We start from the raw sequence: 25,998 nt of genomic DNA, 5'->3' as shown, positions 1-25,998 counted from the left end.
TTTTGATGTCTAGGACATCAAGCTTGATGATAAGTCATCATACTTTATCGGAGAGTTTGATCCTGGCTCAGGACGAACGCTGGCGGCGTGCCTAATACATGCAAGTCGAGCGCAGGAAGCAAGTTGATCCCTTCGGGGTGACGCTTGTGGAATGAGCGGCGGACGGGTGAGTAACACGTGGGCAACCTGCCTTGTAGACTGGGATAACTCCGGGAAACCGGAGCTAATACCGGATGACCAACGGAATCGCATGATTCTGTTGTAAAAGTGGGGATTTATCCTCACACTACGAGATGGGCCCGCGGCGCATTAGCTAGTTGGTAAGGTAATGGCTTACCAAGGCAACGATGCGTAGCCGACCTGAGAGGGTGATCGGCCACACTGGAACTGAGACACGGTCCAGACTCCTACGGGAGGCAGCAGTAGGGAATCATCCGCAATGGGCGAAAGCCTGACGGTGCAACGCCGCGTGAACGATGAAGGTTTTCGGATCGTAAAGTTCTGTTATGAGGGAAGAACAAGTGCCGTTCGAATAGGGCGGCACCTTGACGGTACCTCACGAGAAAGCCCCGGCTAACTACGTGCCAGCAGCCGCGGTAATACGTAGGGGGCAAGCGTTGTCCGGAATTATTGGGCGTAAAGCGCGCGCAGGCGGTCTCTTAAGTCTGATGTGAAAGCCCACGGCTCAACCGTGGAGGGTCATTGGAAACTGGGGGACTTGAGTGTAGGAGAGGAAAGTGGAATTCCACGTGTAGCGGTGAAATGCGTAGATATGTGGAGGAACACCAGTGGCGAAGGCGACTTTCTGGCCTATAACTGACGCTGAGGTGCGAAAGCGTGGGGAGCAAACAGGATTAGATACCCTGGTAGTCCACGCCGTAAACGATGAGTGCTAGGTGTTAGGGGTTTCGATGCCCTTAGTGCCGAAGTTAACACATTAAGCACTCCGCCTGGGGAGTACGACCGCAAGGTTGAAACTCAAAGGAATTGACGGGGGCCCGCACAAGCAGTGGAGCATGTGGTTTAATTCGAAGCAACGCGAAGAACCTTACCAGGTCTTGACATCCTCTGACCACCCAAGAGATTGGGATTTCCCCTTCGGGGGACAGAGTGACAGGTGGTGCATGGTTGTCGTCAGCTCGTGTCGTGAGATGTTGGGTTAAGTCCCGCAACGAGCGCAACCCTTGATCTTAGTTGCCAGCATTCAGTTGGGCACTCTAAGGTGACTGCCGGTGATAAACCGGAGGAAGGTGGGGATGACGTCAAATCATCATGCCCCTTATGACCTGGGCTACACACGTGCTACAATGGATGGTACAAAGGGCTGCAAGACCGCGAGGTCAAGCGAATCCCATAAAGCCATTCTCAGTTCGGATTGCAGGCTGCAACTCGCCTGCATGAAGCCGGAATTGCTAGTAATCGCGGATCAGCATGCCGCGGTGAATACGTTCCCGGGCCTTGTACACACCGCCCGTCACACCACGAGAGTTTGTAACACCCGAAGTCGGTGAGGTAACCTTTTTGGAGCCAGCCGCCGAAGGTGGGACAGATGATTGGGGTGAAGTCGTAACAAGGTATCCCTACCGGAAGGTGGGGATGGATCACCTCCTTTCTAAGGAGCATTTAAGCTCAACTTATTGAATCGAACTTTGTCTTGGACTTTTTGTTTAGTTTTGAGAGGTTAGTCTCTCAAAGCTTCTTTTCTTTGAAAGAAGCCTTTGTCCTTTGAAAACTGGATAACGAAATGACTGAAAAGAATCACCGGTTATACCCTTTGAATACGTTCAAAGAAAGTGAACCGAGTGTCTTAGATGTAGGCTAAGAAAGACGCCACCAATTGTGAACCTCTTCGGAGGTATTGGCAAGCAGGACCTGGAAGTTCGCGGAAGCAAGCGATGAGTCACCGGAACGTACTTAGGTACGTGAGGATGATGAAGAGTGCAGCTGACAAAGACATTCAAAGGTCATGTGCCGTCAAACGCAAAAAATGGTTAAGTTAGAAAGGGCGCACGGTGAATGCCTTGGCACTAGGAGCCGAAGAAGGACGGGACGAACACCGATATGCTTCGGGGAGCTGTAAGTAAGCTTTGATCCGGAGATTTCCGAATGGGGGAACCCCTTATCCGTAATGGGATATGATCCACACTTGAATCCATAGGGTGTGAGAAGGCAGACCTGGGGAACTGAAACATCTTAGTACCCAGAGGAAGAGAAAGCAAATGCGATTTCCTGAGTAGCGGCGAGCGAAACGGAAACAGCCCAAACCAAGAGGCTTGCCTCTTGGGGTTGTAGGACATTCCATATGGAGTTACAAAGAGTCTGTGTAGATGAAGCGACCTGGAAAGGTCCGCGAGACAAGGTAAAAGCCCTGTAGTCGAAATGCAGACTCCTCCGGAGTGTATCCTGAGTACGGCGGGACACGTGAAACCCCGTTGGAAACTGGGAGGACCATCTCCCAAGGCTAAATACTACCTAGTGACCGATAGTGAACCAGTACCGTGAGGGAAAGGTGAAAAGCACCCCGGAAGGGGAGTGAAATAGATCTTGAAACCGTGTGCCTACAAGTAGTTGGAGCCCGTTAATGGGTGACAGCGTGCCTTTTGTAGAATGAACCGGCGAGTTACGATCCCATGCAAGGTTAAGCTGAAAAGGCGGAGCCGCAGCGAAAGCGAGTCTGAATAGGGCGAATGAGTATGTGGTTGTAGACCCGAAACCGGGTGATCTACCCATGTCCAGGGTGAAGTCCAGGTAACACTGGATGGAGGCCCGAACCCACGCACGTTGAAAAGTGCGGGGATGAGGTGTGGGTAGGGGTGAAATGCCAATCGAACTCGGAAATAGCTGGTTCTCCCCGAAATAGCTTTAGGGCTAGCCTCGAGGGAAGAGTTTTGGAGGTAGAGCACTGATTGGACGAGGGGTCCCCACAGGATTACCGAATTCAGTCAAACTCCGAATGCCAAAAACTTATCCTCGGGAGTCAGACTGCGAGTGCTAAGATCCGTAGTCAAGAGGGAAACAGCCCAGACCATCAGCTAAGGTCCCAAAGTATACGTTAAGTGGAAAAGGATGTGGAGTTGCTTAGACAACCAGGATGTTGGCTTAGAAGCAGCCATCATTGAAAGAGTGCGTAATAGCTCACTGGTCGAGTGACTCTGCGCCGAAAATGTACCGGGGCTAAACGTATCACCGAAGCTATGGACAGACACCTTCGGGTGTCCTGTGGTAGGGGAGCGTTCCAAGGGCGTCGAAGCATGACCGGAAGGACATGTGGAGCGCTTGGAAGTGAGAATGCCGGTATGAGTAGCGAAAAGAGGGGTGAGAATCCCCTCCGTCGAAAGCCTAAGGTTTCCTGAGGAAGGCTCGTCCGCTCAGGGTAAGTCGGGACCTAAGCCGAGGCCGAAAGGCGTAGGCGATGGAAAACAGGTTGAAATTCCTGTACCACCACGTTTCCGTTTGAGTAATGGGGGGACGCAGTAAGGTAGGGTAAGCGCACCGTTGGTTGTGTGCGTCGAAGCAATTAGGCTGACAAGTAGGTAAATCCGCTTGTCGTGAAGGCTGAGTTGTGATCGCGAGGGAAATTTAGTACCGAAGTTCCCAATCCTACACTGCCAAGAAAAGCCTCTAGCGAGGAAGCTGGTGCCCGTACCGCAAACCGACACAGGTAGGCGGGATGAGAATTCTAAGACGCGCGGGAGAACTCTCGTTAAGGAACTCGGCAAAATGACTCCGTAACTTCGGGAGAAGGAGTGCTCTATTAGGGTGCAAGCCCGAGAGAGCCGCAGTGAATAGGCCCAAACGACTGTTTATCAAAAACACAGGTCTCTGCCAAGCCGCAAGGCGATGTATAGGGGCTGACACCTGCCCGGTGCTGGAAGGTTAAGAGGAGGGGTTATCCCGTAAGGGAGAAGCTCTGAATTGAAGCCCCAGTAAACGGCGGCCGTAACTATAACGGTCCTAAGGTAGCGAAATTCCTTGTCGGGTAAGTTCCGACCCGCACGAAAGGTGCAACGATTTGGGCACTGTCTCAACGAGAGACCCGGTGAAATTATATTACCAGTGAAGATGCTGGTTACCCGCGACAGGACGGAAAGACCCCATGGAGCTTTACTGTAGCTTGATATTGGATGTTGGAACAGCTTGTACAGGATAGGTAGGAGCCTTGGAAACCGGAGCGCTAGCTTCGGTGGAGGCATTGGTGGGATACTACCCTGGCTGTTTTGACATTCTAACCTCGGACCGTGATCCGGTTCAGGAACAGTGTCAGGTGGGCAGTTTGACTGGGGCGGTCGCCTCCTAAAGAGTAACGGAGGCGCCCAAAGGTTCCCTCAGAATGGTTGGAAATCATTCGTAGAGTGCAAAGGCATAAGGGAGCTTGACTGCGAGACATACAGGTCGAGCAGGGACGAAAGTCGGGCTTAGTGATCCGGCGGCACCGTATGGAAGGGCCGTCGCTCAACGGATAAAAGCTACCCTGGGGATAACAGGCTAATCTCCCCCAAGAGTCCACATCGACGGGGAGGTTTGGCACCTCGATGTCGGCTCGTCGCATCCTGGGGCTGAAGTAGGTCCCAAGGGTTGGGCTGTTCGCCCATTAAAGCGGCACGCGAGCTGGGTTCAGAACGTCGTGAGACAGTTCGGTCCCTATCCGTCGCGGGCGCAGGAAATTTGAGAGGAGCTGTCCTTAGTACGAGAGGACCGGGATGGACACACCGCTGGTGTACCAGTTGTTCCGCCAGGAGCATCGCTGGGTAGCTACGTGTGGAAGGGATAAGTGCTGAAAGCATCTAAGCATGAAGCCCCCCTCGAGATGAGATTTCCCATCACGTAAGTGAGTAAGATCCCTCAGAGAAGATGAGGTAGATAGGTCTCGTGTGGAAGCATGGCGACATGCGGAGCTGAGAGATACTAATCGATCGAGGACTTAACCAAATGTTTACTCTAAGCAACGATTCTTTTCAGTCCACCACGTTATCCAGTTTTGAGAGGTCAACGGCCACTCAATATGTCCAGTGACGATCGCGGAGAGGTCACACCCGTTCCCATGCCGAACACGGAAGTTAAGCTCTCCAGCGCCGATGATAGTTGGGGGTTTCCCCCTGTGAAAGTAGGACGCCGCTGGGCAAATAGAAAAAGACATTCTCTTAGGAGAGTGTCTTTTTTTGTGGTTTTAAAGGGTTATGGGTCTGTAATCTTGATGGTAGGTGCTACGGTGGTAGCACCTACCTATCCAGATGAGAGAAATACTCACTCAGAATAAAAGCCTTTAAACCCTTCGTCAATTCACTTAATTCATTCCTATTCACAATTAAAAAATATACGGTTCGCCTCTTCTGGATCGGCAAATGGGATTATTTTATCATCAGGCATGATCATACGGCCGCAGTGAGTTGACATTTCTACCTGTAATGCGTAGGATTTATTATTAAACCCTTTTTCTATTTCTTTGTTAGCGAACGGAAATTCTTCTTTTGTAATAGCAAGAACTTGCTCAGGAATAGATAAAGCCTTAGGTATAGTAAGGATTAATGTTTCCTAACAAGTTTTCTTGAAGTGGGATTATGTATTTGTCTTCTATAATATTGATAAGGTAGAAAATGAGTGATGTTAAATATATGACCGCATAGCTAAGAGATTTCTCCGATGGTTGACTACGTAATTCTTAGAGCATTCCTTCTATATTAGTTTCATGTTATTGAAGGATAGGGAGTAGTGGAAATTATTAAGGTGGGGAAGTAAAAGACTCCGGAAGAGTTTTTTGGTGTATTCTGTGAACTAGAGGGGTACTTCAGACAGTTGTCCGCAGTGTGAGAACTTGTTGTTATCGAGGAATTCTGTTCCTATTAAATAAACTCTTCTATATATTATAAGTTTAATATGGAACTCATCGCCTTCCATTATGAAGGAACTATTGGTGCTTGATTTGTAACTAAGTAACGTTTATACGATAATTGGCCGGGTCACAATTCTTTCTGTAAGGTTTTTTGAGGACGTTTATTTCTAGTTACCTTGATGCTATTTATATAGGACATTCTTTAACGATTAGTGGGTGGGTATATTTTCCATCATGTTTTTTGTATAAAGGTGTTGTAATGTTGTTTTGAATCGTGTTATATTAGTAAATGTCGCCAAAACGTTATACACTTTATTTGAAAACAATATATTAAGTTTTTGAAAAAGGTTATTGACTTTGCAGACACATTCATGGTATATTAATTGAGTCGCTAAAAACGACAGCAACACAAACCGATTGAGAAAAATGAATCGGGGGATGACCTTTGAAAACTAAACAAAAAGCCAAGCAAAGTGGGATATTTTAAAATATCCCGTCAAATGAAACAAATCGTTGAATGGTAACATTCGACAAACGCCAGACGAAAGTTTGGTTTTGATGTCTAGGACATCAAGCTTGATGATAAGTCATCATACTTTATCGGAGAGTTTGATCCTGGCTCAGGACGAACGCTGGCGGCGTGCCTAATACATGCAAGTCGAGCGCAGGAAACAAGTTGATCCCTTCGGGGTGACGCTTGTGGAATGAGCGGCGGACGGGTGAGTAACACGTGGGCAACCTGCCTTGTAGACTGGGATAACTCCGGGAAACCGGAGCTAATACCGGATGACCAACGGAATCGCATGATTCTGTTGTAAAAGTGGGGATTTATCCTCACACTACGAGATGGGCCCGCGGCGCATTAGCTAGTTGGTAAGGTAATGGCTTACCAAGGCAACGATGCGTAGCCGACCTGAGAGGGTGATCGGCCACACTGGAACTGAGACACGGTCCAGACTCCTACGGGAGGCAGCAGTAGGGAATCATCCGCAATGGGCGAAAGCCTGACGGTGCAACGCCGCGTGAACGATGAAGGTTTTCGGATCGTAAAGTTCTGTTATGAGGGAAGAACAAGTGCCGTTCGAATAGGGCGGCACCTTGACGGTACCTCACGAGAAAGCCCCGGCTAACTACGTGCCAGCAGCCGCGGTAATACGTAGGGGGCAAGCGTTGTCCGGAATTATTGGGCGTAAAGCGCGCGCAGGCGGTCTCTTAAGTCTGATGTGAAAGCCCACGGCTCAACCGTGGAGGGTCATTGGAAACTGGGGGACTTGAGTGTAGGAGAGGAAAGTGGAATTCCACGTGTAGCGGTGAAATGCGTAGATATGTGGAGGAACACCAGTGGCGAAGGCGACTTTCTGGCCTACAACTGACGCTGAGGTGCGAAAGCGTGGGGAGCAAACAGGATTAGATACCCTGGTAGTCCACGCCGTAAACGATGAGTGCTAGGTGTTAGGGGTTTCGATGCCCTTAGTGCCGAAGTTAACACATTAAGCACTCCGCCTGGGGAGTACGACCGCAAGGTTGAAACTCAAAGGAATTGACGGGGGCCCGCACAAGCAGTGGAGCATGTGGTTTAATTCGAAGCAACGCGAAGAACCTTACCAGGTCTTGACATCCTCTGACCACCCAAGAGATTGGGATTTCCCCTTCGGGGGACAGAGTGACAGGTGGTGCATGGTTGTCGTCAGCTCGTGTCGTGAGATGTTGGGTTAAGTCCCGCAACGAGCGCAACCCTTGATCTTAGTTGCCAGCATTCAGTTGGGCACTCTAAGGTGACTGCCGGTGATAAACCGGAGGAAGGTGGGGATGACGTCAAATCATCATGCCCCTTATGACCTGGGCTACACACGTGCTACAATGGATGGTACAAAGGGCTGCAAGACCGCGAGGTCAAGCGAATCCCATAAAGCCATTCTCAGTTCGGATTGCAGGCTGCAACTCGCCTGCATGAAGCCGGAATTGCTAGTAATCGCGGATCAGCATGCCGCGGTGAATACGTTCCCGGGCCTTGTACACACCGCCCGTCACACCACGAGAGTTTGTAACACCCGAAGTCGGTGAGGTAACCTTTTTGGAGCCAGCCGCCGAAGGTGGGACAGATGATTGGGGTGAAGTCGTAACAAGGTATCCCTACCGGAAGGTGGGGATGGATCACCTCCTTTCTAAGGAGCATTTAAGCTCAACTTATTGAATCGAACTTTGTCTTGGACTTTTTGTTTAGTTTTGAGAGGTTAGTCTCTCAAAGCTTCTTTTCTTTGAAAGAAGCCTTTGTCCTTTGAAAACTGGATAACGAAATGACTGAAAAGAATCACCGGTTATACCCTTTGAATACGTTCAAAGAAAGTGAACCGAGTGTCTTAGATGTAGGCTAAGAAAGACGCCACCAATTGTGAACCTCTTCGGAGGTATTGGCAAGCAGGACCGAGAAGTTCGCGGAAGTAAGCGATGAGTCATCGGAACGTACTTAGGTATGTAAGGATGATGAAGAGTGCAGCTGACAAAGATATTCGAAGGTCATGTGTAGTCAAACACAAAAAATGGTTAAGTTAGAAAGGGCGCACGGTGAATGCCTTGGCACTAGGAGCCGAAGAAGGACGGGACGAACACCGATATGCTTCGGGGAGCTGTAAGTAAGCTTTGATCCGGAGATTTCCGAATGGGGGAACCCCTTATCCGTAATGGGATAAGATCCACACTTGAATCCATAGGGTGTGAGAAGGCAGACCTGGGGAACTGAAACATCTTAGTACCCAGAGGAAGAGAAAGCAAATGCGATTTCCTGAGTAGCGGCGAGCGAAACGGAAACAGCCCAAACCAAGAGGCTTGCCTCTTGGGGTTGTAGGACATTCCATATGGAGTTACAAAGAGTCTGTGTAGATGAAGCGACCTGGAAAGGTCCGCGAGACAAGGTAAAAGCCCTGTAGTCGAAATGCAGACTCCTCCGGAGTGTATCCTGAGTACGGCGGGACACGTGAAACCCCGTTGGAAACTGGGAGGACCATCTCCCAAGGCTAAATACTACCTAGTGACCGATAGTGAACCAGTACCGTGAGGGAAAGGTGAAAAGCACCCCGGAAGGGGAGTGAAATAGATCTTGAAACCGTGTGCCTACAAGTAGTTGGAGCCCGTTAATGGGTGACAGCGTGCCTTTTGTAGAATGAACCGGCGAGTTACGATCCCATGCAAGGTTAAGCTGAAAAGGCGGAGCCGCAGCGAAAGCGAGTCTGAATAGGGCGAATGAGTATGTGGTTGTAGACCCGAAACCGGGTGATCTACCCATGTCCAGGGTGAAGTCCAGGTAACACTGGATGGAGGCCCGAACCCACGCACGTTGAAAAGTGCGGGGATGAGGTGTGGGTAGGGGTGAAATGCCAATCGAACTCGGAAATAGCTGGTTCTCCCCGAAATAGCTTTAGGGCTAGCCTCGAGGGAAGAGTTTTGGAGGTAGAGCACTGATTGGACGAGGGGTCCCCACAGGATTACCGAATTCAGTCAAACTCCGAATGCCAAAAACTTATCCTCGGGAGTCAGACTGCGAGTGCTAAGATCCGTAGTCAAGAGGGAAACAGCCCAGACCATCAGCTAAGGTCCCAAAGTATACGTTAAGTGGAAAAGGATGTGGAGTTGCTTAGACAACCAGGATGTTGGCTTAGAAGCAGCCATCATTGAAAGAGTGCGTAATAGCTCACTGGTCGAGTGACTCTGCGCCGAAAATGTACCGGGGCTAAACGTATCACCGAAGCTATGGACAGACACCTTCGGGTGTCCTGTGGTAGGGGAGCGTTCCAAGGGCGTCGAAGCATGACCGGAAGGACATGTGGAGCGCTTGGAAGTGAGAATGCCGGTATGAGTAGCGAAAAGAGGGGTGAGAATCCCCTCCGTCGAAAGCCTAAGGTTTCCTGAGGAAGGCTCGTCCGCTCAGGGTAAGTCGGGACCTAAGCCGAGGCCGAAAGGCGTAGGCGATGGAAAACAGGTTGAAATTCCTGTACCACCACGTTTCCGTTTGAGTAATGGGGGGACGCAGTAAGGTAGGGTAAGCGCACCGTTGGTTGTGTGCGTCGAAGCAATTAGGCTGACAAGTAGGTAAATCCGCTTGTCGTGAAGGCTGAGTTGTGATCGCGAGGGAAATTTAGTACCGAAGTTCCCAATCCTACACTGCCAAGAAAAGCCTCTAGCGAGGAAGCTGGTGCCCGTACCGCAAACCGACACAGGTAGGCGGGATGAGAATTCTAAGACGCGCGGGAGAACTCTCGTTAAGGAACTCGGCAAAATGACTCCGTAACTTCGGGAGAAGGAGTGCTCTATTAGGGTGCAAGCCCGAGAGAGCCGCAGTGAATAGGCCCAAACGACTGTTTATCAAAAACACAGGTCTCTGCCAAGCCGCAAGGCGATGTATAGGGGCTGACACCTGCCCGGTGCTGGAAGGTTAAGAGGAGGGGTTATCCCGTAAGGGAGAAGCTCTGAATTGAAGCCCCAGTAAACGGCGGCCGTAACTATAACGGTCCTAAGGTAGCGAAATTCCTTGTCGGGTAAGTTCCGACCCGCACGAAAGGTGCAACGATTTGGGCACTGTCTCAACGAGAGACCCGGTGAAATTATATTACCAGTGAAGATGCTGGTTACCCGCGACAGGACGGAAAGACCCCATGGAGCTTTACTGTAGCTTGATATTGGATGTTGGAACAGCTTGTACAGGATAGGTAGGAGCCTTGGAAACCGGAGCGCTAGCTTCGGTGGAGGCATTGGTGGGATACTACCCTGGCTGTTTTGACATTCTAACCTCGGACCGTGATCCGGTTCAGGAACAGTGTCAGGTGGGCAGTTTGACTGGGGCGGTCGCCTCCTAAAGAGTAACGGAGGCGCCCAAAGGTTCCCTCAGAATGGTTGGAAATCATTCGTAGAGTGCAAAGGCATAAGGGAGCTTGACTGCGAGACATACAGGTCGAGCAGGGACGAAAGTCGGGCTTAGTGATCCGGCGGCACCGTATGGAAGGGCCGTCGCTCAACGGATAAAAGCTACCCTGGGGATAACAGGCTAATCTCCCCCAAGAGTCCACATCGACGGGGAGGTTTGGCACCTCGATGTCGGCTCGTCGCATCCTGGGGCTGAAGTAGGTCCCAAGGGTTGGGCTGTTCGCCCATTAAAGCGGCACGCGAGCTGGGTTCAGAACGTCGTGAGACAGTTCGGTCCCTATCCGTCGCGGGCGCAGGAAATTTGAGAGGAGCTGTCCTTAGTACGAGAGGACCGGGATGGACACACCGCTGGTGTACCAGTTGTTCCGCCAGGAGCATCGCTGGGTAGCTACGTGTGGAAGGGATAAGTGCTGAAAGCATCTAAGCATGAAGCCCCCCTCGAGATGAGATTTCCCATCACGTAAGTGAGTAAGATCCCTCAGAGAAGATGAGGTAGATAGGTCTCGTGTGGAAGCATGGCGACATGCGGAGCTGAGAGATACTAATCGATCGAGGACTTAACCAAATGTTTACTCTAAGCAACGATTCTTTTCAGTCCACCACGTTATCCAGTTTTGAGAGGTCAACGGCCACTCAATATGTCCAGTGACGATCGCGGAGAGGTCACACCCGTTCCCATGCCGAACACGGAAGTTAAGCTCTCCAGCGCCGATGATAGTTGGGGGTTTCCCCCTGTGAAAGTAGGACGCCGCTGGACAATTATGGAAAGACATTCTCTTTGGAGAGTGTCTTTTTTGTGGTTTTAATGGGTTGTGCGGCTATAATATTAGAGGTAGGTAGAAACCGGGAGTATGAACGAGAATAAGCGAGATTGAAAAGCTCTTTTTGAGGTAGGAAGAAAAACGAGAATAAGTGACATGAAATTAGCACTTTATATAATGACATACTTAAATGCCTACTCTCATAAAATCGCCCGATTACGCCAAGTGCAATTGCCTCTAACTGATTAATAACACTCCGTGAAAACAACTGACTCTAAATGGACGTACCATACTTGAAACACCCTTTTTAGTACTAAAACCACACTATTTTTATCAACTTCATATAACTTATTACAAATAAATTCGAAAATAAAGATATAACATAAAAATTATTTGTATTTAAAGGAATTATTAACTGTCTAATGATACAATAAAACTAGTTATAAAGAATTGATACATGAGTAGGAGAGGTATACATATGAAAAAAGTAGGGATTACATTTTTGGTGAGTTTGCTTGGTACAGTTTTGTTCTATTTAGTCACAAGTAGTATGTTTAATTCGTTTGAAGCACTTGTATTATTAGGCGTTATCTTTATTCCGTTTTTATTAAAAGACGTGATTGAGTTGAAAAGAAAATCTAATCCAGATGCCCAAAACGCTGTAGTTACTGATATACAGAAATACGAGCACCAGGAAGAGTCAAATGCCGAAGAGGATTCTTCGCTCGATAAATATGAAGAATTAACTAGGAAATTAGAAGAGCAATTAGTAAACCAAGAAGATGAGTATATGACCTTTAATTCGATTGTATTTCAATTAGCAGAGGGAATTCAAACACAATCTGTTTCTGCTGAGGATAGTTCTAAAGGCATGAATGAAATGGCTGCGGGGATTAATAGTATAGCTGAGAAAACTAGCTTAGCTGCATCGGCATCCACGGAGGCAGCTAAAGCAGCAAATGAAGGAAAAGTTCAGATGGGTGAGCTAGGGGAACAGATGGAACGAATTATTCAGACGTTTGGCGGTTTGGGTACTACTGTGGAAGAGTTTAATGAGAAGTCCAAGGAAATTGGTAAGATTATTAATGATATTAGAGGGATTGCGGATCAAACAAACTTGTTATCTTTAAATGCGAGTATTGAGGCAGCAAGAGCTGGTGCTGAAGGTAAGGGATTTGCGGTGGTTGCGCAAGAAGTAGGGAAATTGTCGAAGCAGTCTAATGAGTTTGCTGAGCAGATTACGATCTTGGTTTCCACGATTCAGAATAAAGCCGGTAACGCTCAGGAAGCAATGGATACGTCCCACGAAGAATTGAACAAAGGAAAGCAACTTGTAAAAGAGTCAGATAGCTCCTTTGAGGGGATTATGAGTTCGTCTCAGTTAGTGCATGGACAAATTGAAGAGATTACTGCTATTAGTCAGGAGATGGCTGCTGGTTCAGAGCAAGTTGCTGCCAGTATGACGGAAATCTCGAATGTAGCAAACAAGTCCAGTGAGCAATTTAATGAGCTTATTCCTGTGGTCATTAGCCAATTTGATTCAACGAATATGATGGTTGATTCTTTGAAAGAAATGAAGGCTGTTGGGAAGAACCCACACGAAGAAGAAAATTCGGTGAAACCAGCTTAATTTGATGGAAATGAGCTAGGCATCCTATTGCTTAGCTTTTTATGTGGTAAAAACAGGGGAATTGTATTTTTGGATAAGATATTGTCAAAAAAATCGTGAATCATGTATGATAGTAAGAAAGTAATTATTGAGATAAGGGGTTGAAGTCTTTTGCGTTTTCAAACTAAGAATGTACACTTTCAACATAAAATGGACTCAACGGAGGTAAGTAAAACAAAGCCTATTTTTCAAACCTCGGCATTTTCATTTGAAAATTTCGACGATATGGAAGGATTTTTTGAAGGAAAGAAGAATTATTTATACTCAAGAATGGGTAATCCGAATACAGATGATTTAGGTAAAGGGGTTGCGGATCTTGAAGGAGCAGAAGCAGGGGTTGCTACTTCATCTGGCTTATCTGCTATACTTGCTGGGATTTTATCTGTTGCTAAAGCAGGTGATCATGTTGTCGCTACACAGGATCTTTATGGAGGAACGTATCAATTATTAGCTCGAGAACTGCCTGATTTAGGAATTTCGGTCAGCTTTGTTAATTTTGAAAGCAGGGAAGAGATTGAGGAAGCGATCACTGAGAACACTGTTTTACTTTATTCTGAATCTGTGACGAATCCGTTATTGCGAGTGGAAGATCTGACGGGAATGGTGAAAATTGCAGCGAGCCAAAATTTGAAAACAATGGTTGATAATACGTTTGCTACGCCTTACTTAATTCGACCTCATGAAGCGTCCGTAGATATTGTTGTACATAGCGCTACAAAGTATATAGGTGGACATAGCGATGTAACGGCTGGAGTTGTTACTGGAAATTTTGATTTAATGACAAAAGCACAAGGAAAAGTTTCTAATTTAGGTAGTAATCTTGGACCTATGGATGGATGGCTTGCCTGCCGAGGATTAAAGACGTTAAGCCTTCGCATGCAGAAACAATGTGATAATGCACAGGAATTAGCGAAGGCTTTGAAAGAAAATGACATGATCAAGAGCGTGCATTATCCTACGGCTGTTTCTCAACACGGCAATGGAGCGATCGTGACAGTTGATTTCACGGACGAGCTGAGTGTCCATGAGTTTTCGAAGCGACTTGAATGGATCAAAATAGTTCCGACATTAGCTGGATTGGAAACATCGATTACGTATCCTGCGGGAACTTCTCACCGATCCATGCCGAAAGAGATGCGCGAGAAATTAGGTGTGACAGATTCGATGATTCGTATTTCGGTTGGGATTGAAGATGCGGAAGATATCATTGCTGTCTTTAAGAAGGCATTATCATAAATAGTTGAAAAAGGGGGAGGGATCCTCCTTTTTTTGAAAGGTAAGTAGGTATAAGTTAACAGCTATCTTTACGCCACGCGTGTCAAGGGAAACCCACCCTTCCTTTCGAGTAGCATCTACACGCAATTCATAGGTGCTACTCGGGGTGGCGAAAGATAACGCTGTATATAATAAAAGACGGCTAAGCCGTTTTTCTTAAGCACGATGCGACTAACATTGACTAGTGGAGAGGACACATTTTATGAATAATGAATTTGATTGGATTAAAAGTGTGACACCAACAAAGACGTACCGTTCTTCTGTAAAGGTTGGAATAGGAGATGATGCGGCGATTTACAGCCATGGGCCTAATGAGGAATCGGTTGTTGCTGTAGATACGATGGTCGAAGGTGTTCATTTTAGAAAAGATACGATGCCAATTAAATCCATTGGGTATAAGGTGCTTGCTGTAAATCTTAGTGATATGGCCGCCATGGGAGCTTCACCACGGTATTTTCTCGTATCCATTGCTATTCCGAAACAGGGATGGTCGCTGGAAGAGACGACGGAAATCTATGCCGGGATGAATGAACTTGCTGAGAGGTGGCAAATCGATCTCATAGGTGGTGATACGGTTTCTACGAAGGGGCCACTGGTTATTACTGTTACCGTAATTGGCAGCGTGATTACCGGTAAAAGACTGCTTCGGTCGAACGCGAAACCTGCAGATATCGTATTTACTACAGGGCAATTAGGTTTGTCTGCCTATGGTTTGGAGATGCTTCTAGAAACGGGATTAAAAGTAATGGAAGATATCTCCTTACGACCTTTTATGAAAGCTCATCAAAAACCGGAGCCACAACTTGAGGCAGGAAGTCTTCTTGTGGACTCAGGGTATCGCATTAGTTTAAATGATATTAGTGACGGTATTGCCCATGAAGCGAAAGAGATTGCCGGAGCGAGTGATGTAGATATTATCATAGATTGGGATAAGTTAGTGATCAGGGAAGAGTTTTTAGAACATTCTTTGGAAAAACAAGAAGAATGGGTTTTATACAGTGGAGAAGATTTCCATTTAGTAGGAACAATGTCGGAAGCAGACTTTGAAAAAATTAGCTTAGTTTTCAAAGAGCATGATTTGCAAATATACGCGATTGGAAATGTGGAAACAGGAGAAGGTCGTGTATTTTTAGAACGAAGAGGTAATCGATCGCCAATTAAAAAAGCAGGTTACCATCATTTTTAGAAGCAGGAGTTGCGTGAAATGAATCAGAAATGGACAAGGACCACTTATAACCCGGAGGAAACGGACGGCTTTGCCAGGAGTCTTGGAACACTATTGAAAGCTAACGATGTGCTGACGCTGGAAGGAGATCTTGGCACGGGGAAAACGACGTTTACGAAGGGATTAGCTAGAGCGATTGGCGTTACCAAAACAGTAAATAGCCCAACGTTTACGATCATGAAAGAATACAAAGGAAGGTTAGCCCTTTATCATATGGATGCGTATCGAATCGAGGATGATATGGAGGATCTTGGGTTGGATGAGTATTTTGAGGGTGATGGAGTGACGGTTGTTGAATGGCCAAAGGTGATAGGCGATCAACTGCCTGGAGAAAGACTGGACATTCATATTGAGTATGGGAAAGAACTAGACTCCAGAGTTTTTCGGTTTCATGCTCATGGTCAACGATATGAGAAATTGTGTGAGGAGTTATTTCAACTATGAATATATTAGCCATAGATACATCCACGTATGTCATGGGAGTAGCCATTTTGAGAGATGGTATCCCTGCTGGTGAGATGAGGACTCATTTGAAGAAGAACCATTCCATTAGACTAATGCCGGCGATCAGGGCTTTATTTGAGGAAGTAGACATGAAACCAGCAGAGTTGGATCGAATTGTCGTATCGGAAGGTCCCGGATCTTATACAGGTGTTAGAATAGGAGTAACTACTGCTAAAACAATGGCGTGGGCACTCAATAGACCAGTGATTGGTGTTTCGAGCATGGAAATGCTTGCGCAAAATGGCCGGTATTTTAATGGGGTCATATCGCCTTTTTATGATGCGAGGCGTGGACAAGTGTTTACAGGCTTGTACAGAAGCATGAGTAACGGGATTATTAGAGAGTCTGAAGATCGGATTACGCTTCATGACGGCTGGCTGAAGGCTCTTAAGGAGCAAGGCGAACCGGTTTTGTGCGTCAGTCCGGATATGGAGAAGCATAAGGAACTCATTCAACAGGAGTTAGGGGACTTAGCGATAATTGGTACGGAGATTGATGCCTTGCCGAGTCCACTGGAACTGGCTAGAATTGGAATGAGGAAAGACGTTGTGACAACAGCACATGAGTTTTCCCCTAATTATTTAAGATTAGCAGAGGCGGAAGCGAAATGGCTTGAGAAAATAAAGGACGAGAAGAAACGTTGACATTAAGGAGAATCAATTATGGAAGAAGTCGTTCAAGTCAGGCTTATGGAGCTTGGCGATTTAAAGCAGGTCATGGAATTAGAAGAGGAATGCTTCTCTACTCCGTGGACGTATGATGCTTATTTTAACGAATTAACGAAAAATCAGTTTGCCTATTATATCGTGGCAGAGACGGAGGAAAAAGTCGTTGGATACTGTGGGTTATGGGTCATAGTAGACGAAGCACATATTACGAATATTGCCGTATCACCTTCCTTACGAAGGCAAGGTGTCGGGGAATATATACTACGGGGCAGTATGGAAATGGCGAAGACACTTGGAGCAGAAAAAATCAGTTTAGAAGTTCGCGTCTCCAATGACCCTGCGCAAAAATTATATCGAAAGTTTGGATTCCAAGATGGTGGAATTCGCAAGAACTATTATACAGATAACCAAGAGAATGCGTTAGTCATGTGGGCGGTGCTAAACGAATGAGTGAGAAGGATACATTAATAGTAGGAATTGAGACCAGCTGCGACGAGACAGCCGTAGCCGTCGTGAAAAATGGGCGTGAGATTCTCAGTAACGTCGTTTCTTCTCAGATCGAGAGTCATAAACGGTTTGGAGGAGTAGTTCCCGAGATTGCTTCAAGGCATCACGTGGAGCAAGTAACCGTGATTATTGAAGCGGCGATGACAGAAGCGGATGTCACGTTTGCGGAAGTGGATGCGATTGCCGTTACAGAAGGACCAGGATTAGTCGGGGCTTTGTTAGTAGGTGTAAATGCCGCGAAAGCTTTGGCGTTTGCTGTGGATAAACCGTTAATTGGTGTGCACCACATTGCTGGTCATATTTATGCGAATCATATTGTAGAAGAACTGACTTTTCCGTTGCTGACACTGGTTGTGTCCGGCGGCCATACCGAATTAGTATACATGGAGGAGCACGGTTCCTATGAAGTCATCGGTGAGACGCGGGATGATGCTGTAGGGGAAGCGTATGATAAGGTGGCTCGAACGATTGGGTTACCTTATCCAGGTGGACCTCATATCGACAGACTGGCGGCAGAGGGAGAACCAGTGATTACCTTCCCACGCTCATGGTTAGAGCCAGGCTCGTATGATTTTAGCTTCAGTGGATTAAAATCCTCTGTTATTAACACGTTGCATAATGCAAAGCAACGAGGCGAATCGTGGACGAATGAACAAATAGCGGCTAGCTTTCAAGCGAGTGTGATAGAAGTGCTGGTCGGAAAAACGATGGGAGCTGCAAAAGAAAAGCAAGTAAAACGTGTTTTACTTGCTGGTGGAGTAGCAGCCAACAAAGGTCTTCGAGCAGCTTTGACTAAAGCATGCGAAGCAGAAGGTTTAAGACTAACAATTCCTCCTTTAAAGTTATGCACAGACAACGCAGCTATGATCGCTGCGGCAGGAACGGTGAAATGGAAGCAAGGACGCTTTGCTGATGACAGGTTAAACGGTCATTCAGGTTTGGAATTAAATTAATAATGATAGACGGGCACTGAAAAAGTTGATTTGAACTTTATCAGTGCCCTCTTTATATAAGATGCTTAATAGAGCTACTCGAATTCGCTCTAGAGGGGTCTGACCCCCCATTAATTGGGAAATGCGAATATATGATCTTGTTAATAACAGGATATCCACAAGTTGTGGATAATGTGGGTAACTTCATAGTTTTGTTCTATACCAACAAAACTATATGTTAATAATTAAATTGTGGGTAAGTAGTGGGTAATGTGAGTACATTACAGGAACACTTTAACAACAGTCTTTTGCTTGTGGATATACCTGTGGATACTGTGGATATGTCAGAATATACTTACGACTTATAAAAGCGTTTTAATAATATGTGTATAAGTTATTTTAAGAAAAATGTTATACACATATAAAAAGAAAAACGAAGCATGACAGTATGAAAACTGCCTACTTCGTCTGTTAATAGATAATGATAGCTTTGTTTTGCGATCCGACTCCCTTTAGAAAATAGGGGATATCGATCGTTTCTCTGCTATTCTTCTGTTTGAAGGAGCTCCCATTCCTCGAGAAGGCTTTCGATTGCCTCTTTAGAGTGCTCAAGTTGTTTGTTTAACTCCATCGTTTTCTCATGATCCTGGTTAATCAAGGGGTCGCCAAGTTCCTCTTCTAGCCTGAGAACGGAAGCTTCTTCCTGTTCGACCTTCTTCTCAATTTCTTCGATTCTGCGTTGAAGTTGCCGCTCTTTCTTTTTGTTTTCTTTATCCTGTTGATAATCCGTCTTGGAATGTTTATCAAACGACTTATCCACAGAACTAGTACTAGCCGCAATTTTTTCATCGGCTAATCGCTTGAATTCAGCTACTTCTTCTTTTTTAGCCACGTAATAATCATAATCGCCAAGAAAGCTTTTCATGGAATTCGCTGATAACTCTACGACTCTTGTTGCCATCCGGTTCACAAAATAACGGTCATGGGACACGAATAACAGAGTACCGGGATAATCGATTAAGGCGTTTTCCAGCACTTCTTTACTATCTAAATCCAAATGGTTTGTCGGCTCATCCAAGATAAGTAGGTTTGCTTTTTGCATCATTAATTTAGCTAATGCAAGACGAGCTTTTTCTCCGCCACTTAGATCAAACACCGTTTTCAACACATCTTCGCCACTAAAAAGAAAGTTTCCGAGTACGGTACGAATATCTTTTTCATTTGTCTGTGGATAATCGTCCCATAGCTCTTGCAGTACTGTTTTATTCGAGGTTAAGTTTGCTTGTTCCTGGTCGTAGTATCCAATGGTGACACTGCTTCCATATCGAATCGTTCCATTTTTAGGCTTCAGATTACCCGCAATGGCTTTGATTAAGGTTGATTTACCGATACCATTTGGACCGATCAAGGCAACACTTTCCGAACGATTCAGCTTTAAATCAATGTTTTCGAATAAAGTAGTATCATCAAAGCCAACAGATAGATCGTCAATCATAAGCACGTCGTTACCGCTTTGTTTATCAATGTTAAAACGGAAATTAGCCGATTGGTCTTCAGATTTAGGGCGGTTAACCAGATCCATTCTCTCTAACTGCTTACGGCGACTTTTCGCACGGTTACTTGTGGAGGCACGTGCTAAGTTTTTCTGTACGAATTCTTCGAGTTTCTTAACTTCGCCTTGCTGTTTTTCAAATATTTTCATTTCCTGTTCATGGCGAAGTGCTTTTTCTTCCAAATACTTTGAATAGTTACCGGGATATTTCACAGTCTTTTGAAAAGACAGTTCATACACATTGTCGACAACACGATCCAAGAAATAACGGTCGTGCGACACGATTAAGATCGAACCGTCATAGCTTGACAGATACTGCTCTAACCATGTGAGCGTTTGAATGTCTAAATGGTTGGTTGGCTCGTCCAATACTAATAAGTCAGGAGCGGAAAGCAATAGTTTTCCTAATGCTAATCTTGTTTTTTGTCCACCGCTTAACGAATGAATCGGAGTTTCATAATCAAAATTGCTGAAATGAAGTCCTGACAAAATGCTGCGAATATCTGCCTCGTATTGAAAGCCTCCACTGTCTTTAAAGTCTTGTTGTAATTGATCGTACTCCTCAAGAATTTTCTCGAAATCAGACCTGTCGGGATCGCTCATTTTTTCTTCTAGCTTACGAAGTTTCTGTTCCATCTTCTTGAGTGGTTCAAAAACAAGAAGCATCTCATCCCATATCGAACGAGACGAATTTAAGCCACTGTCTTGCGCTAGATAGCCTACTTCCACTTCCTTTGGGATGATCAGATCCCCCGAATCATAGGAAAGTTCGCCTGTGATAATTTTCAGGAGGGTGGATTTACCGGCACCGTTTCTACCAACTAAAGCGACTCTCTCGCGACTTTTAATTTCCAGTTTTACATTTGATAGTATTTCATCAGTTCCATATGCTTTCGAAAGTTGCACACATTGTAATAAAATCATGATAGTTCATCCTCACCTTAAATGCCGTACCTTTTCACATGATAAGTGTATATGATAAGCATCAATTACCGCAACCCTCCAGCGTTTCAATGTGCAGATTGTGAATGAATAGTGTACAATAGAAGCAATAGAAAGAGGGGGAAGAACGATGGATTCATTTACACATTTTAATGAACAAGGCCGCGCGAAAATGGTAGATATTTCAGATAAAAACGAAACGGTACGAACGGCAGTGGCCAAATCAAGTATTCAAGTAAATAAAGAAATATACGAAGGTATTCAACAAGGATCGATGAAAAAAGGGGATGTATTAGCTGTCGCGCAAGTAGCGGGAATTATGGCCGCAAAAAATACATCGCAATGGATCCCTATGTGTCACCCTCTATCTTTATCGGGTGTGGATATCCGTTTTGATTGGAATGTTAAGGATGACTTGTACATCCTGGTGATAGAAGTAAGTGTGAAAACGAAAGGCAGCACAGGTGTTGAAATGGAAGCGTTAACATCAGCGTCTGCAACGGCACTGACTATCTATGATATGTGTAAGGCTGTGGATAAGGGTATGATGATAGGAGAAACGTATTTATTGCAAAAAACAGGTGGAAAAAACGGTGACTTCAAAAGAGATTAATAAATCCAAACATAGTATTCATGTATAATGAGAGAACAGAAGATTTAGAAGTGCTACATAGAACTGGAGGAAAATAACTATGGACATTGATCAGGCCAAAATCCCGCAGGCAACAGCAAGGCGGTTACCATTATATTATCGTTTCTTAGAAGGCTTGCAAGCTTCCGGAAAACACCGTGTTTCCTCTTCCGAGTTAAGCGAAGCGGTTAAAGTTGATTCCGCTACGATACGAAGAGATTTTTCTTATTTTGGGGCACTCGGGAAAAAAGGGTATGGATATAATGTAAATTACTTATTGTCCTTTTTCCGGGAAACGCTGGACCAGGATGAATTAACGAAAGTTACGCTTGTCGGGGTAGGTAACCTTGGTACTGCGTTACTCAATTATAATTTCAGTAAAACGAATAATACGCGAATTGAAATGGCTTTTGATGTCGATGAGAGTATCGTGGGCACAACAATTAGTGGGGTTCCAATTTATCATTTGGACACCTTCAAGGACCGAGTAGGTGGAAATGTGGACGTGGCGATTCTTACCGTACCATCGAATGTAGCGCAAAACATCGCTGACCATCTTGTGGACTCGGGGATAAAAGGGATTCTTAATTTTACCCCTGCACGTTTATCGGTTCCGGAGCATATCCGGGTTCATCATATTGATCTGTCCGTCGAGCTTCAATCGCTCATTTACTTTTTGAAGCATTATCCGTTATAAATATAAGAAAGGAGAGGGAAAGGATCATAGTTGATCCTTTCTCTCCCCTTTTAATAAGGTAAGAAAGTATAAGTTGCCAGCTATCTTTACGCCACACGCATCACGGGAAGCCCACCCTTGATGCTTAAATGATGGTGGCGAAAGATCACGCTGTATTTAATAAAAGACGCTGCACGTTTTTCTTTTGTAGTTTTATTTTTTCTGACGTTTTCGAGCGGCAGTTGCAAAATAGCGAAAAGCTATCATGTAATCAATCGCAGCAAATGCCATAAGAACAATCGTCCAAACATCCCAGCCAGCTGTTTCTCCAGCGGACTGTATTGCAAAGAAAAGAAATAATGTTCCTAGAAATAAATAAATATAACCGAAAAATCGGGGAGATTTAGTCATAAGAAAAGACCTCCTATTATCGCTTGAACAGTCTGTTCCGTTTCTTCCAGCTGTTCTAGCAAATCTTGCAGCTCTTCACCGTAAATGACCTGAACGATCATGACAAATGAATTAATTCCAACGTGTGCAATAATCGGAACAATAATACGTTTTGTTTTTACATATAGGAAGGCAAAGACAATTCCCATTGAAAGATAAACAAGAAGGTTTTCAAAATCCCAGTGCACAACAGCAAAAATTAAACCACTGGAGATGGATGCAATCCAAAACCCAAATCGTTTAAATAAACTTCCGAAGATAACCATCCGAAAAACAATCTCTTCCATGACTGGAGCAAATACAGCGACTGCAAGCATCATCAATGGAACGCTGGTAGCCATGTCCACAATCATTTCTGTGTTTTCAGATCCAGGTTCAATACCCAACAGAAGGGTATTAATGATGGAAGCAATGTACTGTGAAGCAAAAGCTAAAATAATACCTAAGAGCGACCAACCTATAGTTGTGCCGGCATCAGCACGATTCTCCATAAAGGCACGATCAGGTTTTGATTTAAAGGCAATAAAAGAAATGAGCAGGAAACCAATTGTAAAACCAATAAATAGTGAGAGTCCGGACAGCTCTTCTTCTGTTCCAGAGTAACCGGATACCATCATAAGTGGAATGATTACAATCGGCGAAAGCTGTGTTAAAACAAACGCTAGTAATATGAGCCAGTATTTTTTCGTCAACGGGCATTCTCCTTTATATAAGTAAATCATTTTAGCAGGTGTCCAAATTAGCAAGCTTTTTGAACGATACGCTATTCATGACTCTGAATCACATAAATATTGTATCACAACCTCTTAGGAAAATAGAAAGGAGAGGCCTTTTTTAATTAGAACATTACTAATTTCGTTTTAGTGCTAACTCACAACTTGATGCTTTAATGATGGCGTAAGGTTACGCTTTAATTAATAAAAGACGCTGTGCTTATCAGAAGACAGCGATCTTTACGCCACGCACATAAAGGGAAACCCACATCCTTTCGAGTAGCACCTACACGAATTAAGTAGGTGCTACTCGGGGGTGGCGATAGATCGCGCTGTATCTAAGAAAAGACGCCGTGCGCTTTTCTTAGAGTATATGTGTGATAAAAGTGGTGCATGATGAATAGGGTAAAAAGCTTTGAGTTTTAGATATTTCGGTTAAGGGCATAGAAAAAATGGCACCTGAGAAAATAGTCGAAAGAAAATCTTGGGAAATTAGGACGAAAAGGTTGCATTATTTTTGCTAGTTGATTATCATAATAATTGTGTTAGCACTCAACAAGGTCGAGTGCTAATAAAAAAGAAGGAACACACTTTGATAAGTGTGTCAGACATTAAAAGGAGGGTATTTTCCTTGTTAAAACCATTAGGTGATCGTATTGTTATTGAATTGAGTGAGCAAGAAGAAAAAACAGCATCTGGAATTGTACTTCCCGATTCTGCAAAAGAAAAGCCACAAGAAGGCAAAGTTATTGCAGTAGGTACTGGACGTGTAACAGATAATGGCGAGCGCATTGATCTAGAAGTAAAAACAGGCGACTCGATTATTTTCTCTAAGTATTCAGGTACAGAAGTGAAGTACGAAGGCTCGGAATATCTAATCCTTCGTGAGAGCGATGTATTAGCGATTATTGGCTAAAGATGAGGTACTAAAATTTTCAAATGATGCGTAATGATGAATGCACGACATTTTTCAAATAAAGAGGTAGTTCAAAAGAGGATGAAAAGGAAAAGCAACAGGAATCGTTTTCCACATACTAGTTTTGAGTTTCCTCACATAGAGAACTACATATTTTAATAGGAGGTAGATGATAGCATGGCAAAAGATATTAAATTTAGCGAAGACGCACGCCGTTCCATGAAACGCGGTGTGGACCGTTTAGCTGACACAGTGAAAGTAACACTTGGACCAAAGGGACGTAACGTTGTTCTTGAAAAGAAATTCGGTTCTCCATTAATCACTAATGACGGTGTTACAATCGCAAAAGAGATTGAATTAGAAGATAACTTTGAAAACATGGGTGCACAGCTTGTTGCTGAAGTAGCTAGTAAGACAAATGATATCGCTGGGGACGGAACAACAACTGCAACAGTTCTTGCTCAAGCGATGATCAACGAAGGTCTTAAAAACGTAACATCTGGTGCGAATCCTATGGTTATTCGTAAAGGGATCGAGAAAGCAACGAAAGCAGCAGTAGCAGAATTAAGAAAGAATTCTAAGCCTATTGAAAGCAAAGAATCTATTTCTCAGGTTGCTGCTATTTCATCTGCGGATGAAGAAGTAGGTCAATTGATTGCAGAAGCAATGGAGCGCGTTGGAAACGACGGCGTTATCACTGTGGAAGAATCAAAAGGATCTGATACAGAATTAGAAGTTGTAGAAGGTATGCAATTCGATCGTGGATATTCATCTCCTTATATGGTGACTGATTCCGATAAAATGGAAGCTGTTCTTGATGACCCGTATATCTTAATTACGGATAAGAAGATTGGCAACATTCAAGAAGTACTTCCTGTTCTTGAGCAAGTTGTTCAACAAAGCCGTCCAATCTTAATTATTGCTGAAGACGTAGAAGGCGAAGCGCTAGCTACTCTAGTAGTAAACAAACTTCGTGGTACATTCAATGCAGTTGCTGTTAAAGCACCTGGATTCGGTGACCGTCGTAAAGCAATGTTAGAAGATGTTGCTACATTAACTGGTGGTGAAGTGATTACAGAAGACTTAGGTTTAGACCTTAAGTCTGCGAGTATCACTCAACTAGGTCGTGCGTCTAAAGTTGTTGTAACAAAAGACAACACAACGATCGTTGATGGAGCTGGTGACGCTGCTGAAATTTCTAGCCGCGTAAATCAATTAAAAGCACAATTAGAAGAAACTACTTCTGAGTTCGATAAAGAAAAACTTCAAGAGCGCCTTGCTAAATTAGCTGGCGGTGTAGCAGTTGTGAAAGTTGGAGCGGCTACAGAAACAGAAATGAAAGAGAAAAAACTTCGTATTGAAGACGCGTTAAACTCTACTCGTGCAGCAGTAGAAGAAGGAATTGTTGCCGGTGGTGGTACAGCGTTAATCAACGTACTAGACGCTGTGAGAGCAGTTCAAGCTGAAGGAGACGAGCAAACTGGTGTAAACATCGTTATTCGTGCACTAGAAGAGCCACTTCGTCAAATCGCTCAAAACGCTGGATTAGAAGGTTCTATCATCGTAGAACGTCTAAAAGCAGAAAAAGTAGGCATTGGTTTCAATGCAGCTACTGGCGAATATGTAAACATGGTTGAAGCTGGTATCATCGATCCTACGAAAGTAACGCGTTCAGCACTTCAAAACGCAGCTTCCGTATCTGCAATGTTCTTGACTACAGAAGCAGTCATTGCTGACTTCCCAGAAGAAGGCGGTTCCGGCGGCGGAATGCCTGATATGGGCGGCATGGGTGGAATGGGCGGTATGGGCGGCATGATGTAATCTGTCCAT

Annotated in this window: 14 protein-coding genes and 6 rRNA genes; 17 read left to right on the top strand and 3 right to left on the bottom strand. The window is 45.0% G+C overall.

Annotation, left to right across the window (positions count from 1 at the left end; translation table 11 throughout):
* Window positions 1-44: 44 nt before the first annotated feature.
* The 13 genes from CEF18_RS25270 (at window position 45) to tsaD (ending at window position 18,309) form a co-directional block, all read left to right on the top strand.
* A 16S ribosomal RNA gene (locus tag CEF18_RS25270) occupies window positions 45-1,612 on the top strand.
* 377 nt (window positions 1,613-1,989) lie between these two features.
* Window positions 1,990-4,929, top strand: a 23S ribosomal RNA gene (locus CEF18_RS25265).
* A 76-nt stretch (window positions 4,930-5,005) separates the two neighbouring features.
* Window positions 5,006-5,121, top strand: a 5S ribosomal RNA gene (gene rrf, locus CEF18_RS25260).
* Between the two features lie 1,306 nt (window positions 5,122-6,427).
* A 16S ribosomal RNA gene (locus tag CEF18_RS25255) occupies window positions 6,428-7,995 on the top strand.
* Window positions 7,996-8,372: 377 nt separating this feature from the next.
* Window positions 8,373-11,312, top strand: a 23S ribosomal RNA gene (locus CEF18_RS25250).
* A 76-nt stretch (window positions 11,313-11,388) separates the two neighbouring features.
* Window positions 11,389-11,504: ribosomal RNA gene (gene rrf / locus CEF18_RS25245) — 5S ribosomal RNA — on the top strand.
* The 16S, 23S and 5S rRNA genes sit together here, the layout of an rRNA operon.
* Before the next feature lie 482 nt (window positions 11,505-11,986).
* The gene (locus tag CEF18_RS25240) at window positions 11,987-13,138 is read left to right on the top strand and encodes a methyl-accepting chemotaxis protein (protein ID WP_183041240.1); all 1,152 of its coding nucleotides are present in this window, start codon (window positions 11,987-11,989) and stop codon (window positions 13,136-13,138) included.
* Between the two features lie 150 nt (window positions 13,139-13,288).
* Window positions 13,289-14,413, top strand: coding sequence for a trans-sulfuration enzyme family protein (locus CEF18_RS25235; RefSeq protein ID WP_110939274.1), 1,125 nt, complete (start codon window positions 13,289-13,291; stop codon window positions 14,411-14,413).
* Window positions 14,414-14,654: 241 nt separating this feature from the next.
* Window positions 14,655-15,638 carry a thiamine-phosphate kinase gene (thiL, locus tag CEF18_RS25230; RefSeq protein ID WP_110939273.1) on the top strand — a complete coding sequence of 328 codons (984 nt, stop codon included), beginning with the start codon at window positions 14,655-14,657 and terminating at the stop codon, window positions 15,636-15,638.
* An 18-nt stretch (window positions 15,639-15,656) separates the two neighbouring features.
* Entirely contained in the window at window positions 15,657-16,121 is a 465-nt protein-coding gene (gene tsaE / locus CEF18_RS25225; RefSeq protein WP_110939272.1) for a tRNA (adenosine(37)-N6)-threonylcarbamoyltransferase complex ATPase subunit type 1 TsaE, read from the top strand.
* On the top strand, window positions 16,118-16,825 hold the full coding sequence (gene tsaB / locus CEF18_RS25220; RefSeq protein WP_110939271.1) for a tRNA (adenosine(37)-N6)-threonylcarbamoyltransferase complex dimerization subunit type 1 TsaB: 708 nt from the start codon (window positions 16,118-16,120) through the stop codon (window positions 16,823-16,825). Before tsaE ends, tsaB begins: the two co-directional genes overlap by 4 nt.
* A gap of 18 nt (window positions 16,826-16,843) precedes the next feature.
* On the top strand, window positions 16,844-17,299 hold the full coding sequence (rimI, locus tag CEF18_RS25215) for a ribosomal protein S18-alanine N-acetyltransferase (RefSeq protein WP_110939270.1): 456 nt from the start codon (window positions 16,844-16,846) through the stop codon (window positions 17,297-17,299).
* Window positions 17,296-18,309: a tRNA (adenosine(37)-N6)-threonylcarbamoyltransferase complex transferase subunit TsaD gene (tsaD, locus tag CEF18_RS25210; protein WP_110939269.1), complete on the top strand. Its 1,014-nt coding sequence runs from the start codon at window positions 17,296-17,298 to the stop codon at window positions 18,307-18,309. The genes rimI and tsaD overlap by 4 nt, the downstream gene beginning before the upstream one ends.
* 523 nt (window positions 18,310-18,832) lie before the next feature.
* On the opposite strand, the gene CEF18_RS25205 is transcribed toward tsaD, so the two are convergent.
* A complete protein-coding gene (locus CEF18_RS25205; protein ID WP_110939268.1) occupies window positions 18,833-20,764 on the bottom strand; it encodes an ABC-F family ATP-binding cassette domain-containing protein in 1,932 nt (643 codons plus the stop codon).
* Between the two features lie 148 nt (window positions 20,765-20,912).
* Here CEF18_RS25205 and moaC point away from each other — a divergent pair, with 148 nt between their 5' ends.
* Together moaC and CEF18_RS25195 are read left to right on the top strand one after the other, a co-directional pair.
* The gene (moaC, locus tag CEF18_RS25200; protein WP_110939267.1) at window positions 20,913-21,395 is read left to right on the top strand and encodes a cyclic pyranopterin monophosphate synthase MoaC; all 483 of its coding nucleotides are present in this window, start codon (window positions 20,913-20,915) and stop codon (window positions 21,393-21,395) included.
* Window positions 21,396-21,474: 79 nt separating this feature from the next.
* Window positions 21,475-22,110, top strand: coding sequence for a redox-sensing transcriptional repressor Rex (locus CEF18_RS25195; RefSeq protein WP_110939266.1), 636 nt, complete (start codon window positions 21,475-21,477; stop codon window positions 22,108-22,110).
* A 192-nt stretch (window positions 22,111-22,302) separates the two neighbouring features.
* On the opposite strand, the gene CEF18_RS25190 is transcribed toward CEF18_RS25195, so the two are convergent.
* Both CEF18_RS25190 and CEF18_RS25185 read right to left on the bottom strand, forming a co-directional pair.
* The gene (locus tag CEF18_RS25190; protein WP_110939265.1) at window positions 22,303-22,500 is read right to left on the bottom strand and encodes a YdiK family protein; all 198 of its coding nucleotides are present in this window, start codon (window positions 22,498-22,500) and stop codon (window positions 22,303-22,305) included.
* Window positions 22,497-23,231: a CPBP family intramembrane glutamic endopeptidase gene (locus CEF18_RS25185; protein WP_110939264.1), complete on the bottom strand. Its 735-nt coding sequence runs from the start codon at window positions 23,229-23,231 to the stop codon at window positions 22,497-22,499. The genes CEF18_RS25190 and CEF18_RS25185 overlap by 4 nt, the downstream gene beginning before the upstream one ends.
* A 652-nt stretch (window positions 23,232-23,883) precedes the next feature.
* Between CEF18_RS25185 and groES the strand changes: the two genes are divergently transcribed.
* Both groES and groL read left to right on the top strand, forming a co-directional pair.
* Window positions 23,884-24,168 (top strand): co-chaperone GroES, encoded by a 285-nt coding sequence (gene groES / locus CEF18_RS25180; RefSeq protein ID WP_110939263.1) that lies wholly within the window; start codon window positions 23,884-23,886, stop codon window positions 24,166-24,168.
* A gap of 177 nt (window positions 24,169-24,345) precedes the next feature.
* Window positions 24,346-25,989, top strand: a complete 1,644-nt coding sequence (gene groL, locus CEF18_RS25175) for a chaperonin GroEL (RefSeq protein WP_110939262.1) — start codon at window positions 24,346-24,348, stop codon at window positions 25,987-25,989.
* Window positions 25,990-25,998: the final 9 nt, after the last annotated feature.

The sequence above is a fragment of the Salipaludibacillus neizhouensis genome (assembly GCF_002886185.1).
GTDB classification, from domain to species: domain Bacteria; phylum Bacillota; class Bacilli; order Bacillales; family Salisediminibacteriaceae; genus Salipaludibacillus; species Salipaludibacillus neizhouensis.
Note: the sequence above shows the minus strand (reverse complement) of the source record. Positions and strands in the feature narration are given on the sequence as shown.